Below are 17,022 nucleotides of genomic sequence, written 5' to 3'. Positions count from 1 at the left end.
TAATCGTCCATCGCGGGCAAACCCACTCCTGCAGGCTTTTGCGGGGATGGGTTTGTCTGCGATTTTTGGTGACTAAAAATTACATAAAAGTCACTAGTTGACCCTATGTGTCGCAAAAGTTGTTCGGGTACACTCGAGCTTTCGTAAATGGGGCCGTTCGGGTCCACTTGTTTAGATCTTGCGAGGTTTGCCATGGCTGACTACAAAGCGCCCCTGCGCGATATGCGCTTCGTCCTCAATGAAGTTTTCGAGGTCGCCAAACTCTGGGCCGAACTGCCTGCTCTGGCCGACACCGTCGACGCCGAAACCGTCGAAGCGATTCTTGAGGAAGCCGGCAAAGTCACCGGCAAGAGTATCGCCCCGCTGAGCCGCGGCGCGGATGAAGAGGGCTGCCACTGGAGCGACGGCGCGGTCACCACGCCCGCAGGTTTTCCACAGGCCTACCAGACTTATGCCGAAGGCGGCTGGGTTGGCGTCGGCGGCGATCCGACCTACGGCGGCATGGGCATGCCCAAGGCGGTATCGGCCCAGGTCGAGGAAATGGTCAACTCGGCCAGCCTGTCGTTCGGCCTCTACCCGATGCTGACCGCGGGCGCCTGCCTGTCGATCAACGCCCACGCCAGCGAAGAATTGAAGGCGGCCTACCTGCCGAACATGTATGCGGGCGTTTGGGCCGGCTCCATGTGCCTCACCGAGCCCCATGCCGGCACCGACCTGGGCATCATCCGCACCAAGGCCGAACCGCAGGCCGACGGCTCCTACAAAGTCAGCGGCACCAAGATCTTCATCACCGGCGGTGAGCACGACCTGACCGAGAACATCATTCACCTGGTGCTGGCCAAGCTGCCGGATGCGCCAGCGGGGCCGAAAGGCATTTCGCTGTTCCTGGTGCCGAAGTTCCTGGTCAACGCCGACGGCAGCCTGGGTGCGCGCAACCCGGCCAACTGCGGTTCGATCGAACACAAGATGGGCATCCAGGCTTCGGCCACCTGTGTGATGAACTTCGACGAAGCCGTCGGCTACATTGTCGGCGAGCCGAACAAAGGCCTGGCGGCGATGTTCACCATGATGAACTACGAGCGTCTGGGTGTCGGTATCCAGGGCCTGGCCTCGGGCGAGCGTTCCTACCAGAACGCCGTGGAATACGCCCGCGATCGCCTGCAAAGCCGCTCGCCGACCGGCCCACAAGCCAAGGACAAGGTCGCCGACCCGATCATCGTGCACCCCGACGTGCGGCGCATGCTGCTGACCATGAAAGCCGCGAACGAAGGCGGCCGCGCGTTCTCCACCTATGTGGCGATGCAACTGGATACCGCCAAGTTCAGCGAAGACGCTGTGGTGCGTAAGCGCGCGGAAGATCTGGTGGCCCTGCTGACGCCGGTGGCCAAGGCTTTCCTCACCGATCTGGGGTTGGAAACCACGGTTCACGGCCAGCAGATTTTCGGCGGCCACGGCTACATCCGCGAATGGGGCCAGGAACAGCTGGTGCGCGATGTGCGCATTACCCAGATCTATGAAGGCACCAACGGCATCCAGGCGCTGGACCTGGTCGGGCGCAAGATCGTCGGTAGCGGCGGGGCGTTCTACAAGCTGTTCGCGGACGAGATTCGCCATTTCACCGCAACCGCCAGCGCCGATCTGGCCGAGTTCACCAAGCCATTGAACGATGCGTTGGATAACCTGGACGAGCTGACTGCCTGGCTGCTGGATAGGGCCAAGAGCAATCCGAACGAAATCGGCGCGGCCTCGGTCGAATACCTGCAAGCATTCGGATACACGGCGTACGCCTATATGTGGGCATTGATGGCCAAAGCGGCCCAGGGCAAGGAGTCGCAAGACGATTTCTACGCCAGCAAGCTGGGTACCGCGCGCTTCTACTTCGCCCGGCTGCTGCCGCGTATTCACTCGCTGAGCGCATCGGTGAAGGCGGGTAGCGAATCACTGTTCCTGCTGGATGCGGCGCAGTTCTGAGTATGTGCGCGTCATGTAAGCTTTCTCTTACATGACGTGCTGCTAATCACCCATATCGGCAGATTGGATCCAGAGCTAATCTACTTCACATGGACGTCGCGCAGGAAGCGCAAAGCAATAACACGGACACGTAGGATTCCGCCAGGATGGTGGAGTGAAAAGGATGTCAGGGAAACAGTCTGCAAAGCCCCGCTTCGGCGGGGTTTTCTTTTGCCCGCGTTTTTTATCTGCGCTTGTTCAACCAAGTCCTTCCAGCGTCGCCGGGCCGCTCATTTCTTCTTCCAGCAAGGTTCGCAGCAACGCCAGGGTTGCCTGCTGACGCTGTACATCACGACATACCAGCCCCACTTTCAACGGCACCCTCGGTTCGCTCAGCGGTTTCCATAGCAGGTCCGTATGACTGTGGGTCTGACGCGAGCGCCCCGGCAGGACCGTGGCCAGGCGGGTGTTGGGCAGGCTGTCGAGAATCCCCGCCATATTGTTCAGTTCCGCCTGCACCTGTGGCCGGCGCCCGAGGTTGGTCAGTTGCGCCTGCCAGATCTGGCGTATCTGGAACTCCTCGCCCAGCAACAGCATGGGCAGCTCCGCGGCCTGGCTCATGGAGACTTTCTTGAATTCGCGCAGGGGATGTTCGGCGGGAATCACCAGGGTCAACTCATCTTCGTAGAGTTGCACACCGTGTAGTCCCGGTTGGCGCGGGGGCAGATAACTGATGCCGATATCCAATGAGCCATTGAGCAGGCGCCGTTCGATTTCCAGGCCGGTCAGTTCATAGATCTGCACCACCAGATGCGGCTGGGCCTTGCGCACTCGTTCGAGCATCTGTGGCACCAGGCTGCTGTGCACGGTTTGCAGTACGCCGATTGCCAATGTGCGCAGGGCTTGGCCCTTGAAGTTGCCCAGGGCTTCGCGAGCTCGCTGCATGCCGTCGAGCAAGGGCAGGGCATGGTTGTACAGGGTATGGGCCGCCAGGGTCGGTAACAGGCGCTTGCTGCTGCGTTCGAACAGGCTGACGTCGAGGTTCTGTTCCAGCTGACGGATCTGTTGCGAGAGCGCGGGTTGGGAGATCGACAGGCGCTCGGCGGCGCGTCCCACGTGACCTTCTTCATACACCGCGACGAAATAACGCAGTTGTTTAAAATCCATAAGTTCTGCTTATCGAAAAAGCTGGAAAATCGAAATGGCCCGATAGGCCACAGAAGCCTAGTCTAACCCCTATTCACAGGGCTTACAGGGCCAGAAGGCGCGATGAATACCGTTTACGTGGATGGTGTTTACATAGGCAAGGCAAAAAACCTCGGACAGGGTTTGATCAGTGATACGGACAAACGTCCGGTTGCAAACCGACTCTGGTTATGGCCGCAGGGCCTGGGCAGCGACGAACACGGCGACCCGCGCTTTCATACCGGCCCGGAGCGGGCGCTGCACCATTATCCCGCCGAGCACTACCGCTACTGGCGCAAGCGTTATCCACAGATCGACTGGTGCGCCCCGGCCTTTGGCGAAAACCTGTCCACCCACGGCCTGACCGAAGAGCAGGTCTGCCTGGGCGATATGTTTCGCTGGGGCGGTGCGCTGCTGCAGGTCAGCCAGCCACGCTCGCCCTGTTATCGCCTGAGCCACCGCTGGGGCATCCCCGAGCTGCCACAACTGGCGCAAAACAATGGTCGCTGCGGCTGGTTCTACCGGGTGCTCAAACCCGGCTTCGTCAGTGCCGATCAGCCTTTCGAGCTGATCCAGCGCAGTTATCCGGGGCTGACCGTGGCCTGGGCCCTGCGCTGTTTTTATCGAGAACCTCTGGAGCATGCGGGCTTGAAGAAACTGGTGGACTGTCCGGCACTGGCGTCGCGTTGGCGCGACATCGCGATCAAGCGCATGCGCACCGGCCTGGTCGAGGATTGGTCTTCGCGCCTGCTGGGCCTGCCGCTGGAAGGGTTGAGCGCATGAACCTGTTCAGCCTGCGTCGCCCTCAGCCAAGCCTCGATGACCTGACGGCCGAGCCCTACCTGTCGCCGATGAGCGACAACCTTTCCAGTGAGTGCCTGATGCCCAGTGTCCAGCGACCCCATCCAGTATTTGTCCGTGGCCAGGGCTCATGGCTGTGGGACAGCGATGATCGCGCCTATCTCGACTTCGTCCAGGGCAACGCCGCCAACAGCCTTGGCCATAGCCCCTCGGTGCTGGTCAAGGCGTTGACGGCTCAGGCCCAGTCGCTGATCAACCCCGGCTCGGGCTTTTACAACCGTGGCATGCTCAACCTCAGCGAACGCTTGTGCCGCAGTACCGGTAGCGACCAGGCCTATCTGTTAAGCAGTGGCAGCGAAGCCTGCGAGGCGGCGATCAAGCTGGCCCGCAAATGGGGCCAGCTGCATCGCGGTGGCGCCTCTAAGATCATCACCGCCAGCGGTAGCTGTCACGGTCGTAGCTTTGCGGCAATGTCGGCGTCGGCCAGCAGCAACATCGCCAATCGCTTCGAGCCACAGCTGGCGGGTTTCAGCCATGTTCCCTTCAACGATCTGCCGGCGTTGCATGCTGCGGTGGACGCGCAGACCGTGGCGATCATGCTTGAGCCGATCCAGGGCGAGGCCGGGGTGATTCCGGCGACCGAGCATTACCTCAAGGGTGTCGAGCGGCTGTGTCGCGAGCTGGGCATCCTGCTGATCCTGGATGAAGTGCAGACCGGCATCGGCCGCTGCGGCACCTTGCTGGCTGAACAGGTCTATGGCGTGCGCGCCGACATCGTTGCCCTGGGCAAAGGCCTTGGCGGCGGCGTGCCCTTGGCGGCCTTGCTGGCGCGTGGCAAGGCCTGCTGCTTCGAGGTGGGAGAGCTGAATGGCACCCATCACGGCAATGCCCTGATGACCGCGGCGGGCATGGCGGTGCTCGATAGCGTGCTGGACAACAGCTTTCTCGAGCATGTGCGGGACAACGGCCAGTATTTGCGCGAAGGGCTGGCCCGCCTGGCTAACCGTTATGCCCAGGGAGAATTGCGCGGGCAGGGCTTGTTCTGGGGGCTGAGCCTGGCCGACGACTCGGCCGAGGCCGTGGTCAAGGCGGCCCGCTACGAAGGTCTGTTGCTGGCCACGACACAGCCGGACTGCCTGCGGTTTACCCCGGCGCTGACGGTGAGCAAGGCGAATATCGACGAAATGCTGCTGCGTCTGGCGCGGGCCTTTTCGCGAGTACGCACAGCGCAGTTGCAATGCCGCAAGGGGCTGGTGGTTTAAAGCCAGCCCTGGGCCCGCCATACCCGATCTTGCCCTGACAGAATTCCTGAACCGTCTCGCGGTATAACGCATCGCCCCGTGTCCGATTTTTCGCACGGGGCGTTTTTTTGTCTCGAGCTTTTGCAAAACCACTAGCAAGTCTTGAAGGCCATCATCCAGAGAGGGTTCCTTAGGCTCATCCGCCAGGACGGTGGGGGCTGCATGGGATGAAAGACCACCGGGCAGCTTGGGTTGAACCTATATACCACTGAGTGGTATGTTTTTGGGAAAGGAAGCCATGACCATCCGGTTGTTCAAAACCAAAGGTTTTGCTGTCGCGGCGAAAAAGGCCTTGATTCATGACAATGAGCTGTTGGCCGCATTCAGCGAGTTATGCCGTGGCCAGGCTGATGACCTCGGTGGTGGGGTCTGGAAAAAACGCCTGAACGCCAACCGCCATCGTTCGATCGTCCTGGCCAGGGGCCGACGCTACTGGGTGTTCCAGTTCCTGTTCGCCAAGCAGGACCAGAGCAATATCAGCCACCAGGAGCTGCAGGCGTTCCGTGCGCTGGCCAAGGCTTACGAAGGGCTGGATGGCTGGCAGATCCAGCAGCTACTCGAGATGAAAGCGTTTGTGGAGATCAGACATGAGCAAGCCATTCAAGACTGAAGCCCTTGGATCGATACACGAGTCGGCCAGTGCCCTGCACGCCATCGGCGCCATCGGCAAAACCACCATGCGCCAGTTCGATGAGGCCTGTATCGCGCCAGTGCCGGCGAGCATTCCCGCGGAGCAGATCAAGCTGCTGCGCGAGCGGAGCAATGTCAGCCAACCGGTCTTTGCCCGTTACCTGAACACCAGCGCGTCCACGGTGAAACAGTGGGAGTCCGGCGAGAAACACCCGAGCGGGATGGCGCTCAAGCTGCTGAGCATCGTGCAGAAACATGGCCTTGAGATACTGGCGTGAGCCGGTACTGAAACACCGGCTGCCTGAGGATAAAACTGGCCCTTGGCCAGAATCGACTGAACCCTGCCAAACGCCATGGGTCGATTAGCTGTGAGGCTCGTACGAGTCGATTTCTATCAGGAGCTGCCCCATGGACTTTATCCGCATCATCATCGCCATTCTGTTGCCGCCATTGGGAGTGTTCCTGCAGGTGGGGTTCGGCGGTGCGTTCTGGCTGAATATCCTGCTGACCCTGTGCGGCTACATCCCGGGCATCGTGCATGCGGTGTACATCATCGCCAAGCGCTGAGCCTGGCGCCTGCTCCTGCACAGGAGCAGGCTTGTCCCCTTGGGCGCCGACTACTGCGGTGTGCCCGTCAACTCCATTACCCGTCGATAAAACAGCCATTCCTGTTCCAGGGCGTGGGCCTGATTGGCGGCCTTGCGAAAGCCATGGCGTTCATCCGGGTAATAGTGCGCTTCGGCCGCAATGCCGTTGTCCTGCAAGGCCTTGAGCATGTCCCGGGTCTGTTGGGGCACCACCACGGCGTCGAGTTCGCCCTGGAAGAAAACCACCGGTACGCGGATATTGCCGGCATGCAACAGCGGGGTGCGGGCCTTGTAGCGTTCGGCATCCTGTTCGGGGTCGCCGATCAGCCAGTCCAGGTAGTCGCCTTCGAACTTGTGGGTGGCTCGCCCCAGGGCGAGCGGGTCGCTGACGCCATACAGGCTGGCGCCGGCACGGAACACATCGGCAAAGGCCAGCGCGCAAAGGGTGGTGTAGCCGCCGGCACTGCCACCGCGGATGAACGCCCGGTCACCATCAATCAGGCCTTGTCGGGCCAGATAGGCGACCACCGCACAAGCGTCCTGCACATCCACCTCGCCCCAGCTCAGGTGCAGGGCTTGCCGGTACTCGCGGCCATAACCGCTGCTGCCGCGGTAGTTCAGGTCGGCCACGGCGAAGCCCCGTTGCGCCCAGTACTGGATGCGCGGGTCGAGTATCGGGTAACAGGCCGAGGTCGGGCCGCCGTGGATGAACACCACCAGCGGCGGCCGGTCGTCATCGCTCATGGCCGGGTAGAAAAAGCCGTGGGCCTCGCCCTGGCCGCTGGGATAGCGCAGGGTTTGCGGACGGCTGATCTGCTCGGGCGGCAGCGGCGCCACGCCGCCTGCCAGGACTGAGACCCGCTGCGACTGACGATCGATGGCGACCACCGCAGACGGGCTGACAGGTGAAGCCGCGACGCAATAGATAAACCGCTCATCCAGCGCCAGGTTACGGAAGCGACTGTAGCCGCCGCTGAAGTCCTGCAGTGAACCCTCGGCCAGGCGCAGCCCCAGGCGGCCGAAGCCGCCTTGCGTCCAGGTACCCAGCCAGCTGTCGCCACCCAGCGGCAGCCAGGTGCAGCCGCCCAATTGCCAGGGGGCCGGGGCGTGATCGGCGGCGGCGCAGGGCAGCGCCTGCAGACCGTTGGGCGTTTCGCCCCAGGGTTGCCAGAACCCGGCGCGGTCGGTCAGGCAATACAGGCGGCCAGCTTCATCGAAGCGTGGTTGTTGCAGCGACTCTTCTGCACCGTCGCCAGTCAGGCACTGTGGGTCATCCCAACGGCCATTGGCCAGGCGCGCGGCGACCATCAGGCGGGTCGAGGTCCAGGGCTGATGCGGTCGGTCCCATTCGATCCAGGCCAGGTGCTGACCGTCCGGGCTCAAGGTGGGAGCGGCATAGAAATCCGCCCCTTCGGCCAGCAGTTGGCGTTTGCCGTTATCGGAGTCGATGGCTACCAGGCGATGCTGGTTGTTGTGTTCTTCCACTGCCAGCACCTGGCCGGCGGCGAACTGCAGGTCGCCATAACGGCACTCGCCGGAGGTCAGGGCTATCGGCGTTTCGCCTTGCAGCGACTGTCGGTAGAGCTGCTGATCCGCTTCGTTGACGAACACCAGCCCGTCATCGCTCAGGCAAAAGGCGCCGCCGCCATATTCGTAGACCCGGCTGCGCACGCTGAAACCTTGCGGCGTCAGGCAGCGGGCCTGGTTGTCGCGCCAGTGCCAGATCCGGCAGGCGGCATCTTCGGGACGGTATTCGTTCCAGAACAGGCCGTTGGCGCCGAGCCGCAGTTCGGCGAAATCGATGCCGGCGGCGACGGCTTGGGCGGCGCTGAAGGATTCAGCCTTTGGCGATGAGGCGCGAGTTTCGTTCATTACGGAAGGCCAGTTGCTCGATGGTCTGGGTGGCGTGCTCGGCTTCTTCGCGGGCCTTGAGGATCACGCCGTGATGGGGCGACTTGCTGCACACCGGGTCGGCATTGCTGGCATCGCCCGTGAGCATGAAGGCCTGGCAGCGGCAGCCGCCGAAGTCCTTTTCCTTTTCATCGCAGGAGCGGCACGGCTCGGGCATCCAGTCGTAGCCGCGGAAGCGGTTGAAGCCAAGGGAGTCGTACCAGATGTGTTGCATGCTGTGGTCGCGCACATTGGGGAACTGCACGGGCATCTGCCGGGCGCCGTGGCAGGGCAGGGCGGTGCCGTCCGGGGTGACCGTGAGGAAGATGCTGCCCCAGCCGTTCATGCAGGCTTTCGGGCGTTCCTCGTAATAATCCGGGGTGACGAAAATCAGTTTGCACGGATGCCCTTCGGCTTCCAGCCTGGCGCGGTATTCGTTGGTGATGCGTTCGGCACGGACCAGTTGTTCCTTGGTCGGCAACAGGCCGACGCGGTTGAGCTGGGCCCAGCCGTAGAACTGGCAGGTGGCGAGCTCGACGAAGTCGGCTTCCAGGGCGATGCACAGCTCGATGATGCGGTCGATCCGGTCGATGTTGTGTCGATGGGTGACGAAGTTCAGCACCATCGGGTAGCCGTGGGCCTTCACCGCTCGGGCCATTTCCAGCTTCTGGGCGAAGGCTTTTTTCGAGCCGGCCAGCAGGTTGTTCACCTGCTCGTCGCTGGCCTGGAAACTGATCTGGATATGGTCGAGCCCGGCCTTCTTGAAGTCGCTGATCTTCTGCTCGGTCAGGCCAATGCCGGAGGTGATCAGGTTGGTATAGAACCCCAGCTTGCGCGCCTCGCCGATCAGTTCGGCGAGGTCCTGGCGCACCAGTGGCTCGCCACCGGAAAAGCCCAACTGCGCGGCGCCCATTTCCCGGGCTTCGCGAAACACCTTGAGCCACTGCTCGGTGCTCAGCTCCTTGCCCTGCTCGGCGAAATCCAGCGGGTTGGAGCAATACGGGCATTGCAGCGGGCAGCGGTACGTCAGCTCGGCCAGCAGCCACAGCGGCAGGCCGACTTCCGGCTTGGGCGGTATCGGCGCTGGCGAATCAGCCAAGTTCGATCCAGTGCTGTGCACGGGCGACCTCCATGAATTGCTCGATGTCGTCACTGAGTTCGGGCACGTCGGGGAATTGGATCTCCAATTCCTTGATGATCGCCGCGACATCCCGTTCGCCGTCGATCAACCCGCCGATCAGCGCGGCGCTCTCGTTGAGCTTGATCATGCCTTCAGGGTAGAGCAGTACATGGCCCTTCTGCGCCGGTTCGTACTGGAAGCGGTAGCCGGGGCGCCAGGTCGGGGTCTTGCTGCGATCGAAGCTCATAGGGTGATTCCTTTATGCCAGACCCGTTGTGCGGTGACGCTGTGGTAGGGCGGGCGATTGAGTTCATAGGCCATGCTCATGGCGTCGAGCATGCTCCAAAGGATGTCCAGTTTGAACTGGAGAATTTCCAGCATGCGCTCCTGGCCGGCGCGGGTGGTGTAGTGCTGCAGGGTGATCGCCAGGCCGTGCTCGACATCGCGCCGCGCCTGGCCCAGGCGCGTGCGGAAGTATTCATAGCCGGCCGGGTCGATCCACGGGTAATGCTGGGGCCAGCTGTCGAGGCGCGACTGGTGGATCTGCGGCGCGAACAGTTCAGTCAGCGAGCTGCTGGCGGCTTCCTGCCAGCTGGCGCGGCGGGCGAAGTTGACGTAGGCGTCGACGGCGAAACGCACGCCCGGCAGCACCAGCTCTTGCGAGCGCAGTTGGTCCGGGTCGAGACCGACCGCTTGCCCCAGGCGCAACCAGGCCTCGATGCCACCGTCTTCGCCGGGGGCGCCGTCGTGGTCCAGCAGGCGCTGAATCCACTCGCGACGAATTTCCCGGTCCGGGCAGTTGGCGAGGATCGCCGCGTCCTTGAGCGGGATGTTCACCTGGTAGTAGAAGCGGTTGGCGACCCAGCCCTGGATCTGCTCGCGGGTCGCCCGGCCTTGGTACATCGCCACGTGGTACGGATGGTGGATGTGGTAGTAGGCGCCCTTGGCCCGCAGGGCCTGCTCGAATTCGGCGGGGGACATTGCTGTGTCAGTCATTGCGGTTCTCCGGGGAACAACCGTGGATAGTGTTGCCTGATCGGGCCTCATCGCGGGCAAGCCTCGCTCCTACGGACAGCGCTACCTGTAGGAGCGAGCGGGCGGCGATCCGACTTGCCCGCGATAGCTCCTGTGGTTACAGCTCGATACTCATGCCGTCGTAAGCCACTTCAACGTTACGCCGCGCCAGCTCCGCGCGTTCGGCGGAATCCTCGTCGAGGATCGGGTTGGTGTTGTTGATGTGGATAAGAATCTTGCGCTGCTCTGGCAGCTGCTCCAGCACTTCCAGCATGCCGCCGGGGCCGTTCTGCGCCAGGTGGCCCATTTCCCGTCCGGTCCGGGTGCCGACGCCGCGACGCTGCATCTCGTCGTCTTCCCACAGGGTGCCGTCCACCAGCAGGCAGTCGCTGCTGTTCATGATTTCCAGCAGCGCTGCGTCGACCTTGCCCAGCCCCGGGGCGTAGAACAGCTTGCCGCCGGTGCGCAGGTCTTCGACGATCAGGCCGATGTTATCGCCCGGGTGCGGGTCAAAGCGATGGGGCGAATAGGGCGGCGCGGCGCTGCGCAATGGCAGCGGGCTGAAGCGCAGGTTCGGGCAGGCCGGGATAGTGAAGCTCTGGTCGAGTTCGATGCGGTTCCAGTTCAGCCCGCCGTTCCAGTGGGTGAGCATGGTGAACAGCGGGAAACCGCTGCTGAGGTCTTCATGGACCATGTCGGTGCACCAGACTTGATGCGGGCAGCCTTCGCGCAGGCTGAGCAGGCCGGTGGTGTGGTCGATCTGGCTGTCCATCAGGATGATCGCGCTGATCCCGGTGTCGCGCAGGGCGCGGCCCGGTTGCATCGGGGCGAAGCTCTGGAGCTGGGCGCGGATGTCCGGCGAAGCGTTGCACAGGACCCAGTTCACGCCGTCATCGGAAATGGCGATGGACGATTGGGTGCGAGCCTTTGCCCGCAGGCTGCCGTCGCGAAAGCCCGCGCAGTTCGCGCAGTTGCAGTTCCACTGCGGAAAACCGCCACCGGCGGCGGAACCTAGAATCTGGACAAACATGGCCGCTCCATCAGGTTAAAGCTGAAAATAAAAACGCCCCGGCGAGCCGAGGCGTTGCACTGCGCAAGCAATCAACGGCTGGCGAAGTACATGGTGACTTCAAAGCCGATACGCAGGTCGGTGTAAGCAGGTTTGGACCAGGACATAGAGGTGCTCCTTCAGGTGGGTGGGACGGTTGAGATCTATACATATAGTCCACCTCCAACCGGAGATGTTCAGATGCTTAGGGGGCTATCTTACTAAATTCCCCCTGGGGAATGACCGTATTTGTTGAAGAAAGCTCGTTGCAGCCAGGGTAACGATCATTTTCCCGCTTGCCAGGGTTCGCCCGGACAGGCACCGCTTGCCAGGCAGCGCCAGCCGCCTTGCGCCTGCTGCAACTGTTCGGCTGCGAGCAACAGCTGTGGCCGGGTCGCCGCCATCATCTCCTGTTGCAATTGCTCCAGGTAATCCGACGGATGGCCGGCCAGTCGCCCCTGCCAGAGCAGCTCGGCCAGTTGCGCCACGGGCAATGCACGGGCATCGAACTGGGCGGCGAGGTTAGCTTTCAGATCGTCCAGTGAGGCGTCATCCAGTGCCTCGATCAACTTAGGCAACTGCGCCAGGAACGCCCGGATATGTTCGAGGATCTCGCTCAGCGAAGCGCTGGGCGATTGCACGCCGAACAGCAGCCCGGTCTGGCCGTTGATCTGTCGCACGCCGCTGAACACCGCATAACCCAGTTGCAACTCGACCCGCAGGCGCTGATAGAACGGCATCTGGCCAAGTTGCCCCAGCAGCCGCCAGCGGGCTTCCTGCTGAAGGGTGCTGCCCGGTGCCGGGCAGAACAGCAGCAGGGCCTGCTCGCCGGAGCCGGTTGCGAGCTCATGCCAGTGCTGCTGCGCGGCTATCGAGGGCGGGGCTGAAAGCTGGCTGTCGGCGGTCCCGGGAGCTTTGCCCAATACCGCACCGATCGCACCTTGAGCATGGCCCAGGCCGATGGCAAGGCCGTCCCAGCGGGCGTCCTCCCACAGCGTTTGCCAGCCTTGTTCATCCAGTGGATGCGGCGCCTGGGAGGCGGGTATGTCCAGGCAGCGCTCGGGCAGCTCCTGGAGCAATTGGCGGATCGGCAACAGCGGCGTGGGAGCCGCCGGGGACATTTGCCAGAACGCCGCGCCGGGTTGGCTCAGTTCCAGCAGAGCCTGTTGGAGCATGGCCGGCATTGGCTCGGGAAGCCCTTTCAGCGTCAACAGACACTGGTTGCCCGAGACGCCGAAGGACAACTCGACGCCTGCTTGTAGTCCGTCGTCCCGCAGGTTGTGCAGGTGGCTTTGCAAGCGGCTGCGCAGCTCCTGCGGCAACCGGCTTTGCAGGCGCCAGCGCAAGTACAGGGCGGCTTCGCCGGTATCGTCGGCGATGGCTTGGCTGAAGGTCATCGCCGAGGATTCGCGACGCTGCCGCAAGCGGTCCTGGGCGAAGGTCCGCAAGCCACGGTGGGCGCTGGTTTGCCCGCGAATCAGGCCGGCCCGGGCGGCTGGCGCCGAGCTGCGCAGGAACGGATTGGGTGCAGGCAGTTGCCAGTGGATACCGCTGCTGGCGGCCTGCGGGGTTTGAAGTTGCGACAGCAAGGCCTTGAGGGCCGTGACGCCGAGGTCGGACAGTTGTGGTTCCAGCTGCTCGTTGTTCAGTCTTGCCAGCGCCAGTGCGCTGGCCACCTGGCGCTTGCGTTGTTGCAGCAGGGCGTACTCGTCGCGCAATGCTGGCCAGTCGTCCTGGCTGCTGAAAAAGGCCAGCCAATCGAAGAACAACTCACTCACCTGCTCCGGCTGTCGGGCGCCTTGCTCGGTCAAGTCGAACTGGATATGCAGCAGCGCCTGACTGGCGAAGTGATACAGCGGCGCGGCCTTCAACCCCTCGACCAGCTTGCGTTCCTTGAGCGTGGCCAGCAGCCCGCCGGGTTTGCCGGAGGCCAGCCAGGTGCAGAGAAAATCCAGCGCTTCGCGGGCGGCCGTGGGCAGTTGCTCGCAGGCGAACAGCAGATTCAGGTGGTTCCCTTCGAGCTGCTGATAATGCTGCTGCGCAAATGTCAGCAAGGGTACTGGGGCGTCTTGCGGCTGCGCCTCAGCGATGGCGAGGGCTGCGCCAAAACTCTCTGCCAGGGCCTTCAGCTCTTCCAGCGACTGTGGGCCAGCCAGGCTCAGGGACATTTGCCCACTGTGGTAGTGAGCCTGATAGAAGGCCCGCAGCGCCTGCTGAAACGCCGGGCGCGGCACGTTGAGGCTGTAGCGATTGCCGGCATGGAACGCCCGCAGCGGGTGTTCCGCCGACAGGCCGTCGAGCAAGGCGAACTGCCGTTGCGCCGCGGCATCCCGCGACCAGGCGATGAACTCCGCATGCAGCACCTCGCGCTCGCGTAGCTGGTCTTCCTGGCTCATGCGCGGGTGGGCGAGCATGTCGGCCAGGCGCTCCAGCCCGGCGGCGAAATCCGCGGGGGGCAGTTCGAAGAAAAAGTCGGTGTGGCGTTCGCCGGTGCTGGCGTTCACCTGGCCGCCGTGGCGTTGCACATAGGCCATCAGGCCTTGTTCCGCGGGAAAACGCTCGGTGCCGAGAAACAGCAAGTGTTCAAGAAAGTGTGCCAGCCCGGGCCAGGCCAGCGGTACGTCGTGACTGCCGGCCGAGACCCGCAGGGCCGCCGCGCAGCGCTTCAATCGAGGGACGTGGTGCAGTGAAACCCGCAGGCCGTTGGCCAGGGTTTCCTGATGAGGCAGAGGGTGGTTCAGCGCGGACATGAGCACTTCCAGAACAGTGAAGCGCCCATGCTAGCGGATAACCCCGGATCAGCGCTTGTTCAGGTCGTCGTAAAGCTCCGGGCGCCGGTCATGGAAGTAGCGATTGGCGGCGCGCGAGTCGAGCATCAACTGGCGGTCCAGCGTGCCGGTTATCAGGGCTTCATCCAGCCCGGCGAGGGCAATCCGCTGGCCGTCGGGGGCGGCGATGCTGCTCTGGCCGCAGTAGTGGATCTCGTCTTCGTGGCCGCAGTAGTTGGCGTAGGCCACATAACATTGGTTTTCGAAGGCACGCGAACGCACGGTGACATCGGCGATGAAGTCGTAGGGCAGCATGTTGGCGGTGGGCACCAGAATCAGCTCGGCCCCGGCCAGTGCCAGGCGCCTGGCATTCTCCGGGAACTCGATGTCGTAGCAGATCAGGAAACCGAGCTTCCAGCCATTGAGTTCCACCAGGGGGAAATCGTCCGGGCCGGCGCTGAACATCGAGCGGTCGAGATCGCCGAACAGGTGAGTCTTGCGGTAGTTGCACAGGCGCTGGCCGTTGCTGTCGATCAGTTGCACGGCGTTGTAGATCTGGCCGTCGTCGGCGCGCTCCGGGTAGCCATACAGGATCGCGATGCGCGCCGACTGGGCGACGTTGGCGATGTATTGCGCCGACGGGCCATCCTGGGCCTCGGCCAGGGCGCCCACGGCCTCTACGCCGATGTTGTAGCCGCTGAGGAACATCTCCGGCAGCACCAGCAGGTCGGCGCCGGAAGCTTCCACGGCGATTTTCTGCAGGCGTTGCAGGTTGCCGGCGACATCCAGCGGTTGTGGGGCACATTGATAAAGCGCGACACGCATGGTGATGACTCCTCTGTGCGCTGGACTGTCACTGTAGCCGTTGCCGCGGGCTGTTCAAAAGCCATGAGTGTTGCGCTCGATCGCAGCCCGCGGCGGCTACAGGTTCAGTCGGCCAGGGCGATGGGGCCGATTTCGTGGAACACGTCGCCCGGTCCCGGGTTCTCGGCGTGGGTCTGCCCGCCGAAGTGCTTCATGATGCCCCAGACCGCGTTGAGCGAGGTCTGGACCGCGCCTTCGACCCAGGCCGGAGTCCAGGACACGTCGTCGCCGGCGATGAAGATGCCGCGCTGTTCGGCGGGCAAGTCGTCCTGCATGAAGTGCGCGTACATGCGCTGGTTGTAGCGGTAGTGGCCGGGCAGCGCACCCTTGAATGCGCCGAGGAAGTGCGGATCGGCTTCCCAGGACACGGTGATCGGGTCGCCGATGATGCGTCCGGCGATATCGACTTTCGGGTAGATCTTCTTCAGCGCGTCGAGGGCCAGCTTGACCCGTTTTTCCACCGGGTGCGGCAGCATCTTCAGGGCGTCGCTCATCCACGAATAGGACAGGCAGATGACCCCCGGCTTGTCGTCGCCGTTGTCGAACTTGCCGTTATCAAAAAGGTACGTGCCGCGGGTCAGGCGGTCGGTGAGGGTCATGCTCATCAGGTCGCGACCGGTTTCCGGATCCTTGTCCTTCCAGAACGGCCGGTCGACCATGACGAAGGTCTTCGACGACTGCATGTAGCGGGTACGGTCCAGGGCCATCCACATCTTCTGCGAGAACAGCGATTCTTCGCATTCGATCTGGGTGGTCAGCAGCCAGCTCTGGCAGGTGGTCAGCACCGCCGCGTATTCGCGGGTATCGCCCCAGTTGTCGGTGACACTGAAGCGGCCATCGGCGGCCCGGGCGATACGTTTCACCCCGGGACGCGGCGCGCCATGGTGCAGCGAACTGAGGCTGGTGCCTTGCGGCCAGTGGGCGCAGCGCTCCGGCACATGGCGCCAGATGCCCAGCGGCACCTGCTCCACGCCGCCGACCACCAGGTGCTGGTGATCGTCGCAGTTGGTCATTACCACGCGGAAGATTTCCAGCATCGAGTTGGGGAAGTCCGAATCCCAGCCGCCGGTGCCGAAGCCGACCTGGCCGAACACTTCGCGGTGATGGAACGACAGCTTGGCGAAGGCTTTCGAGGTGGCGACGAAGTCATAGAAGGTGCGGTCGTCCCACAGCGGTACCAGGGTGTTCCACAGTTCCTTGAGGCGCGGCACGTCGCGCTCGCGAATGGCCTGCTGGATTTCGCTGAAGCGCGAACCGTCTTCCAGGGCATCGGCCCAGGCGTCGGCCACTTCCTGGAACAGCGCCGGCAGGTCGGCGAGCTTCTGTGCGTAGTGAGTCTGGCCTTCGAGGTCGATCACGGTACTGCCGGAAGCCGGCGTCAGCGGGTTGGGAAAGGGTTTGGTCTCCAGACCCAGCTTGTCGACGTAGTGATAGAAGGCCGTAGAGGACACCGGAAAGCGCATGCCGCCCAGCTCGGCGATGATCCCTTCGGCGCCTTCGAACGCCTGGGAGCGCAGCCGGCCGCCCATTTTCGAGGCTTCATACACCACGGGCTTGAGGCCCAGTTTCATCAGCTCGTAGGCCGCCACCAGCCCGGCGATACCGGCCCCGACAATCGCCACTTCGGCGCCATGGTTGACCTCGGGAATGCTGCCCAGGCCGGCCGGGTGTTCGATCCAGTCGTCGAAGGCGAACGGGAAGTCCGGGCCGAAAATGGTGATGGGTTTCTTACCGTCTGCAGGATGGCGATTGTTCTTGTTCATGGCTGACCTTGCTGGCGACTCGAGCAGAGCGCTGAGTATAGGAAAAGATGGCAGCCATTCTAGGGAGCGTTGCGTACGTTAATAAGACGCAAAGTGTCGTC

At 63.0% G+C, this 17,022-nt stretch carries 16 protein-coding genes; 6 read left to right on the top strand and 10 right to left on the bottom strand.

The features are described from left to right. The first annotated feature begins 192 nt into the window (after positions 1–192). Positions 193–1,971, top strand: a complete 1,779-nt coding sequence (locus J4D28_RS16350) for an acyl-CoA dehydrogenase C-terminal domain-containing protein (RefSeq protein WP_016704078.1) — start codon at positions 193–195, stop codon at positions 1,969–1,971. Between the two features lie 237 nt (positions 1,972–2,208). On the opposite strand, the gene J4D28_RS16345 is transcribed toward J4D28_RS16350, so the two are convergent. Then, a complete protein-coding gene (locus J4D28_RS16345; protein ID WP_009051188.1) occupies positions 2,209–3,117 on the bottom strand; it encodes a LysR family transcriptional regulator in 909 nt (302 codons plus the stop codon). 102 nt (positions 3,118–3,219) lie between these two features. Between J4D28_RS16345 and J4D28_RS16340 the strand changes: the two genes are divergently transcribed. The 5 genes from J4D28_RS16340 to J4D28_RS16320 all read left to right on the top strand — a co-directional run bounded on the left by J4D28_RS16340 (position 3,220) and on the right by J4D28_RS16320 (position 6,434). Continuing rightward, positions 3,220–3,918: an MOSC domain-containing protein gene (locus J4D28_RS16340; protein WP_009051187.1), complete on the top strand. Its 699-nt coding sequence runs from the start codon at positions 3,220–3,222 to the stop codon at positions 3,916–3,918. Then, positions 3,915–5,198 (top strand): aspartate aminotransferase family protein, encoded by a 1,284-nt coding sequence (locus J4D28_RS16335; RefSeq protein ID WP_009051186.1) that lies wholly within the window; start codon positions 3,915–3,917, stop codon positions 5,196–5,198. Before J4D28_RS16340 ends, J4D28_RS16335 begins: the two co-directional genes overlap by 4 nt. 277 nt (positions 5,199–5,475) lie before the next feature. Beyond that, complete coding sequence (locus tag J4D28_RS16330) at positions 5,476–5,847, top strand: type II toxin-antitoxin system RelE/ParE family toxin (protein ID WP_009051185.1); 372 nt, start codon at positions 5,476–5,478, stop codon at positions 5,845–5,847. After that, entirely contained in the window at positions 5,825–6,145 is a 321-nt protein-coding gene (locus tag J4D28_RS16325; RefSeq protein ID WP_009051184.1) for a DNA-binding transcriptional regulator, read from the top strand. Before J4D28_RS16330 ends, J4D28_RS16325 begins: the two co-directional genes overlap by 23 nt. Before the next feature lie 130 nt (positions 6,146–6,275). Further along, positions 6,276–6,434 carry a YqaE/Pmp3 family membrane protein gene (locus J4D28_RS16320; protein ID WP_003228885.1) on the top strand — a complete coding sequence of 53 codons (159 nt, stop codon included), beginning with the start codon at positions 6,276–6,278 and terminating at the stop codon, positions 6,432–6,434. 50 nt (positions 6,435–6,484) lie between these two features. Here J4D28_RS16320 and J4D28_RS16315 read toward each other — a convergent pair whose 3' ends face one another. The 9 genes from J4D28_RS16315 to J4D28_RS16275 all read right to left on the bottom strand — a co-directional run bounded on the left by J4D28_RS16315 (position 6,485) and on the right by J4D28_RS16275 (position 16,921). Further along, positions 6,485–8,326 carry a S9 family peptidase gene (locus J4D28_RS16315; protein WP_009051183.1) on the bottom strand — a complete coding sequence of 614 codons (1,842 nt, stop codon included), beginning with the start codon at positions 8,324–8,326 and terminating at the stop codon, positions 6,485–6,487. Further along, positions 8,292–9,464 carry a pyrroloquinoline quinone biosynthesis protein PqqE gene (pqqE, locus tag J4D28_RS16310; RefSeq protein ID WP_103331274.1) on the bottom strand — a complete coding sequence of 391 codons (1,173 nt, stop codon included), beginning with the start codon at positions 9,462–9,464 and terminating at the stop codon, positions 8,292–8,294. The genes J4D28_RS16315 and pqqE overlap by 35 nt, the downstream gene beginning before the upstream one ends. Further along, positions 9,436–9,711, bottom strand: coding sequence for a pyrroloquinoline quinone biosynthesis peptide chaperone PqqD (gene pqqD, locus J4D28_RS16305; protein WP_009051181.1), 276 nt, complete (start codon positions 9,709–9,711; stop codon positions 9,436–9,438). Before pqqD ends, pqqE begins: the two co-directional genes overlap by 29 nt. Further along, on the bottom strand, positions 9,708–10,460 hold the full coding sequence (gene pqqC, locus J4D28_RS16300; RefSeq protein WP_009051180.1) for a pyrroloquinoline-quinone synthase PqqC: 753 nt from the start codon (positions 10,458–10,460) through the stop codon (positions 9,708–9,710). Before pqqC ends, pqqD begins: the two co-directional genes overlap by 4 nt. Positions 10,461–10,596: 136 nt before the next feature. Continuing rightward, positions 10,597–11,508 carry a pyrroloquinoline quinone biosynthesis protein PqqB gene (gene pqqB / locus J4D28_RS16295; protein ID WP_009051179.1) on the bottom strand — a complete coding sequence of 304 codons (912 nt, stop codon included), beginning with the start codon at positions 11,506–11,508 and terminating at the stop codon, positions 10,597–10,599. A 71-nt stretch (positions 11,509–11,579) separates the two neighbouring features. Next, a complete protein-coding gene (pqqA, locus tag J4D28_RS16290; RefSeq protein WP_009045898.1) occupies positions 11,580–11,654 on the bottom strand; it encodes a pyrroloquinoline quinone precursor peptide PqqA in 75 nt (24 codons plus the stop codon). A 156-nt stretch (positions 11,655–11,810) separates the two neighbouring features. Further along, complete coding sequence (gene pqqF / locus J4D28_RS16285; RefSeq protein ID WP_009051178.1) at positions 11,811–14,276, bottom strand: pyrroloquinoline quinone biosynthesis protein PqqF; 2,466 nt, start codon at positions 14,274–14,276, stop codon at positions 11,811–11,813. Positions 14,277–14,324: 48 nt separating this feature from the next. Then, positions 14,325–15,119 (bottom strand): carbon-nitrogen hydrolase family protein, encoded by a 795-nt coding sequence (locus J4D28_RS16280; RefSeq protein ID WP_009051177.1) that lies wholly within the window; start codon positions 15,117–15,119, stop codon positions 14,325–14,327. A gap of 104 nt (positions 15,120–15,223) precedes the next feature. Continuing rightward, a complete protein-coding gene (locus J4D28_RS16275) occupies positions 15,224–16,921 on the bottom strand; it encodes an NAD(P)/FAD-dependent oxidoreductase (RefSeq protein ID WP_009051176.1) in 1,698 nt (565 codons plus the stop codon). Positions 16,922–17,022 lie beyond the last annotated feature (101 nt).

The sequence above is a fragment of the Pseudomonas sp. GW531-T4 genome, from assembly GCF_017349615.1.
Lineage (GTDB): Bacteria > Pseudomonadota > Gammaproteobacteria > Pseudomonadales > Pseudomonadaceae > Aquipseudomonas > Aquipseudomonas chlororaphis_I.
This window is presented reverse-complemented; position numbering and strand designations above follow the sequence as displayed.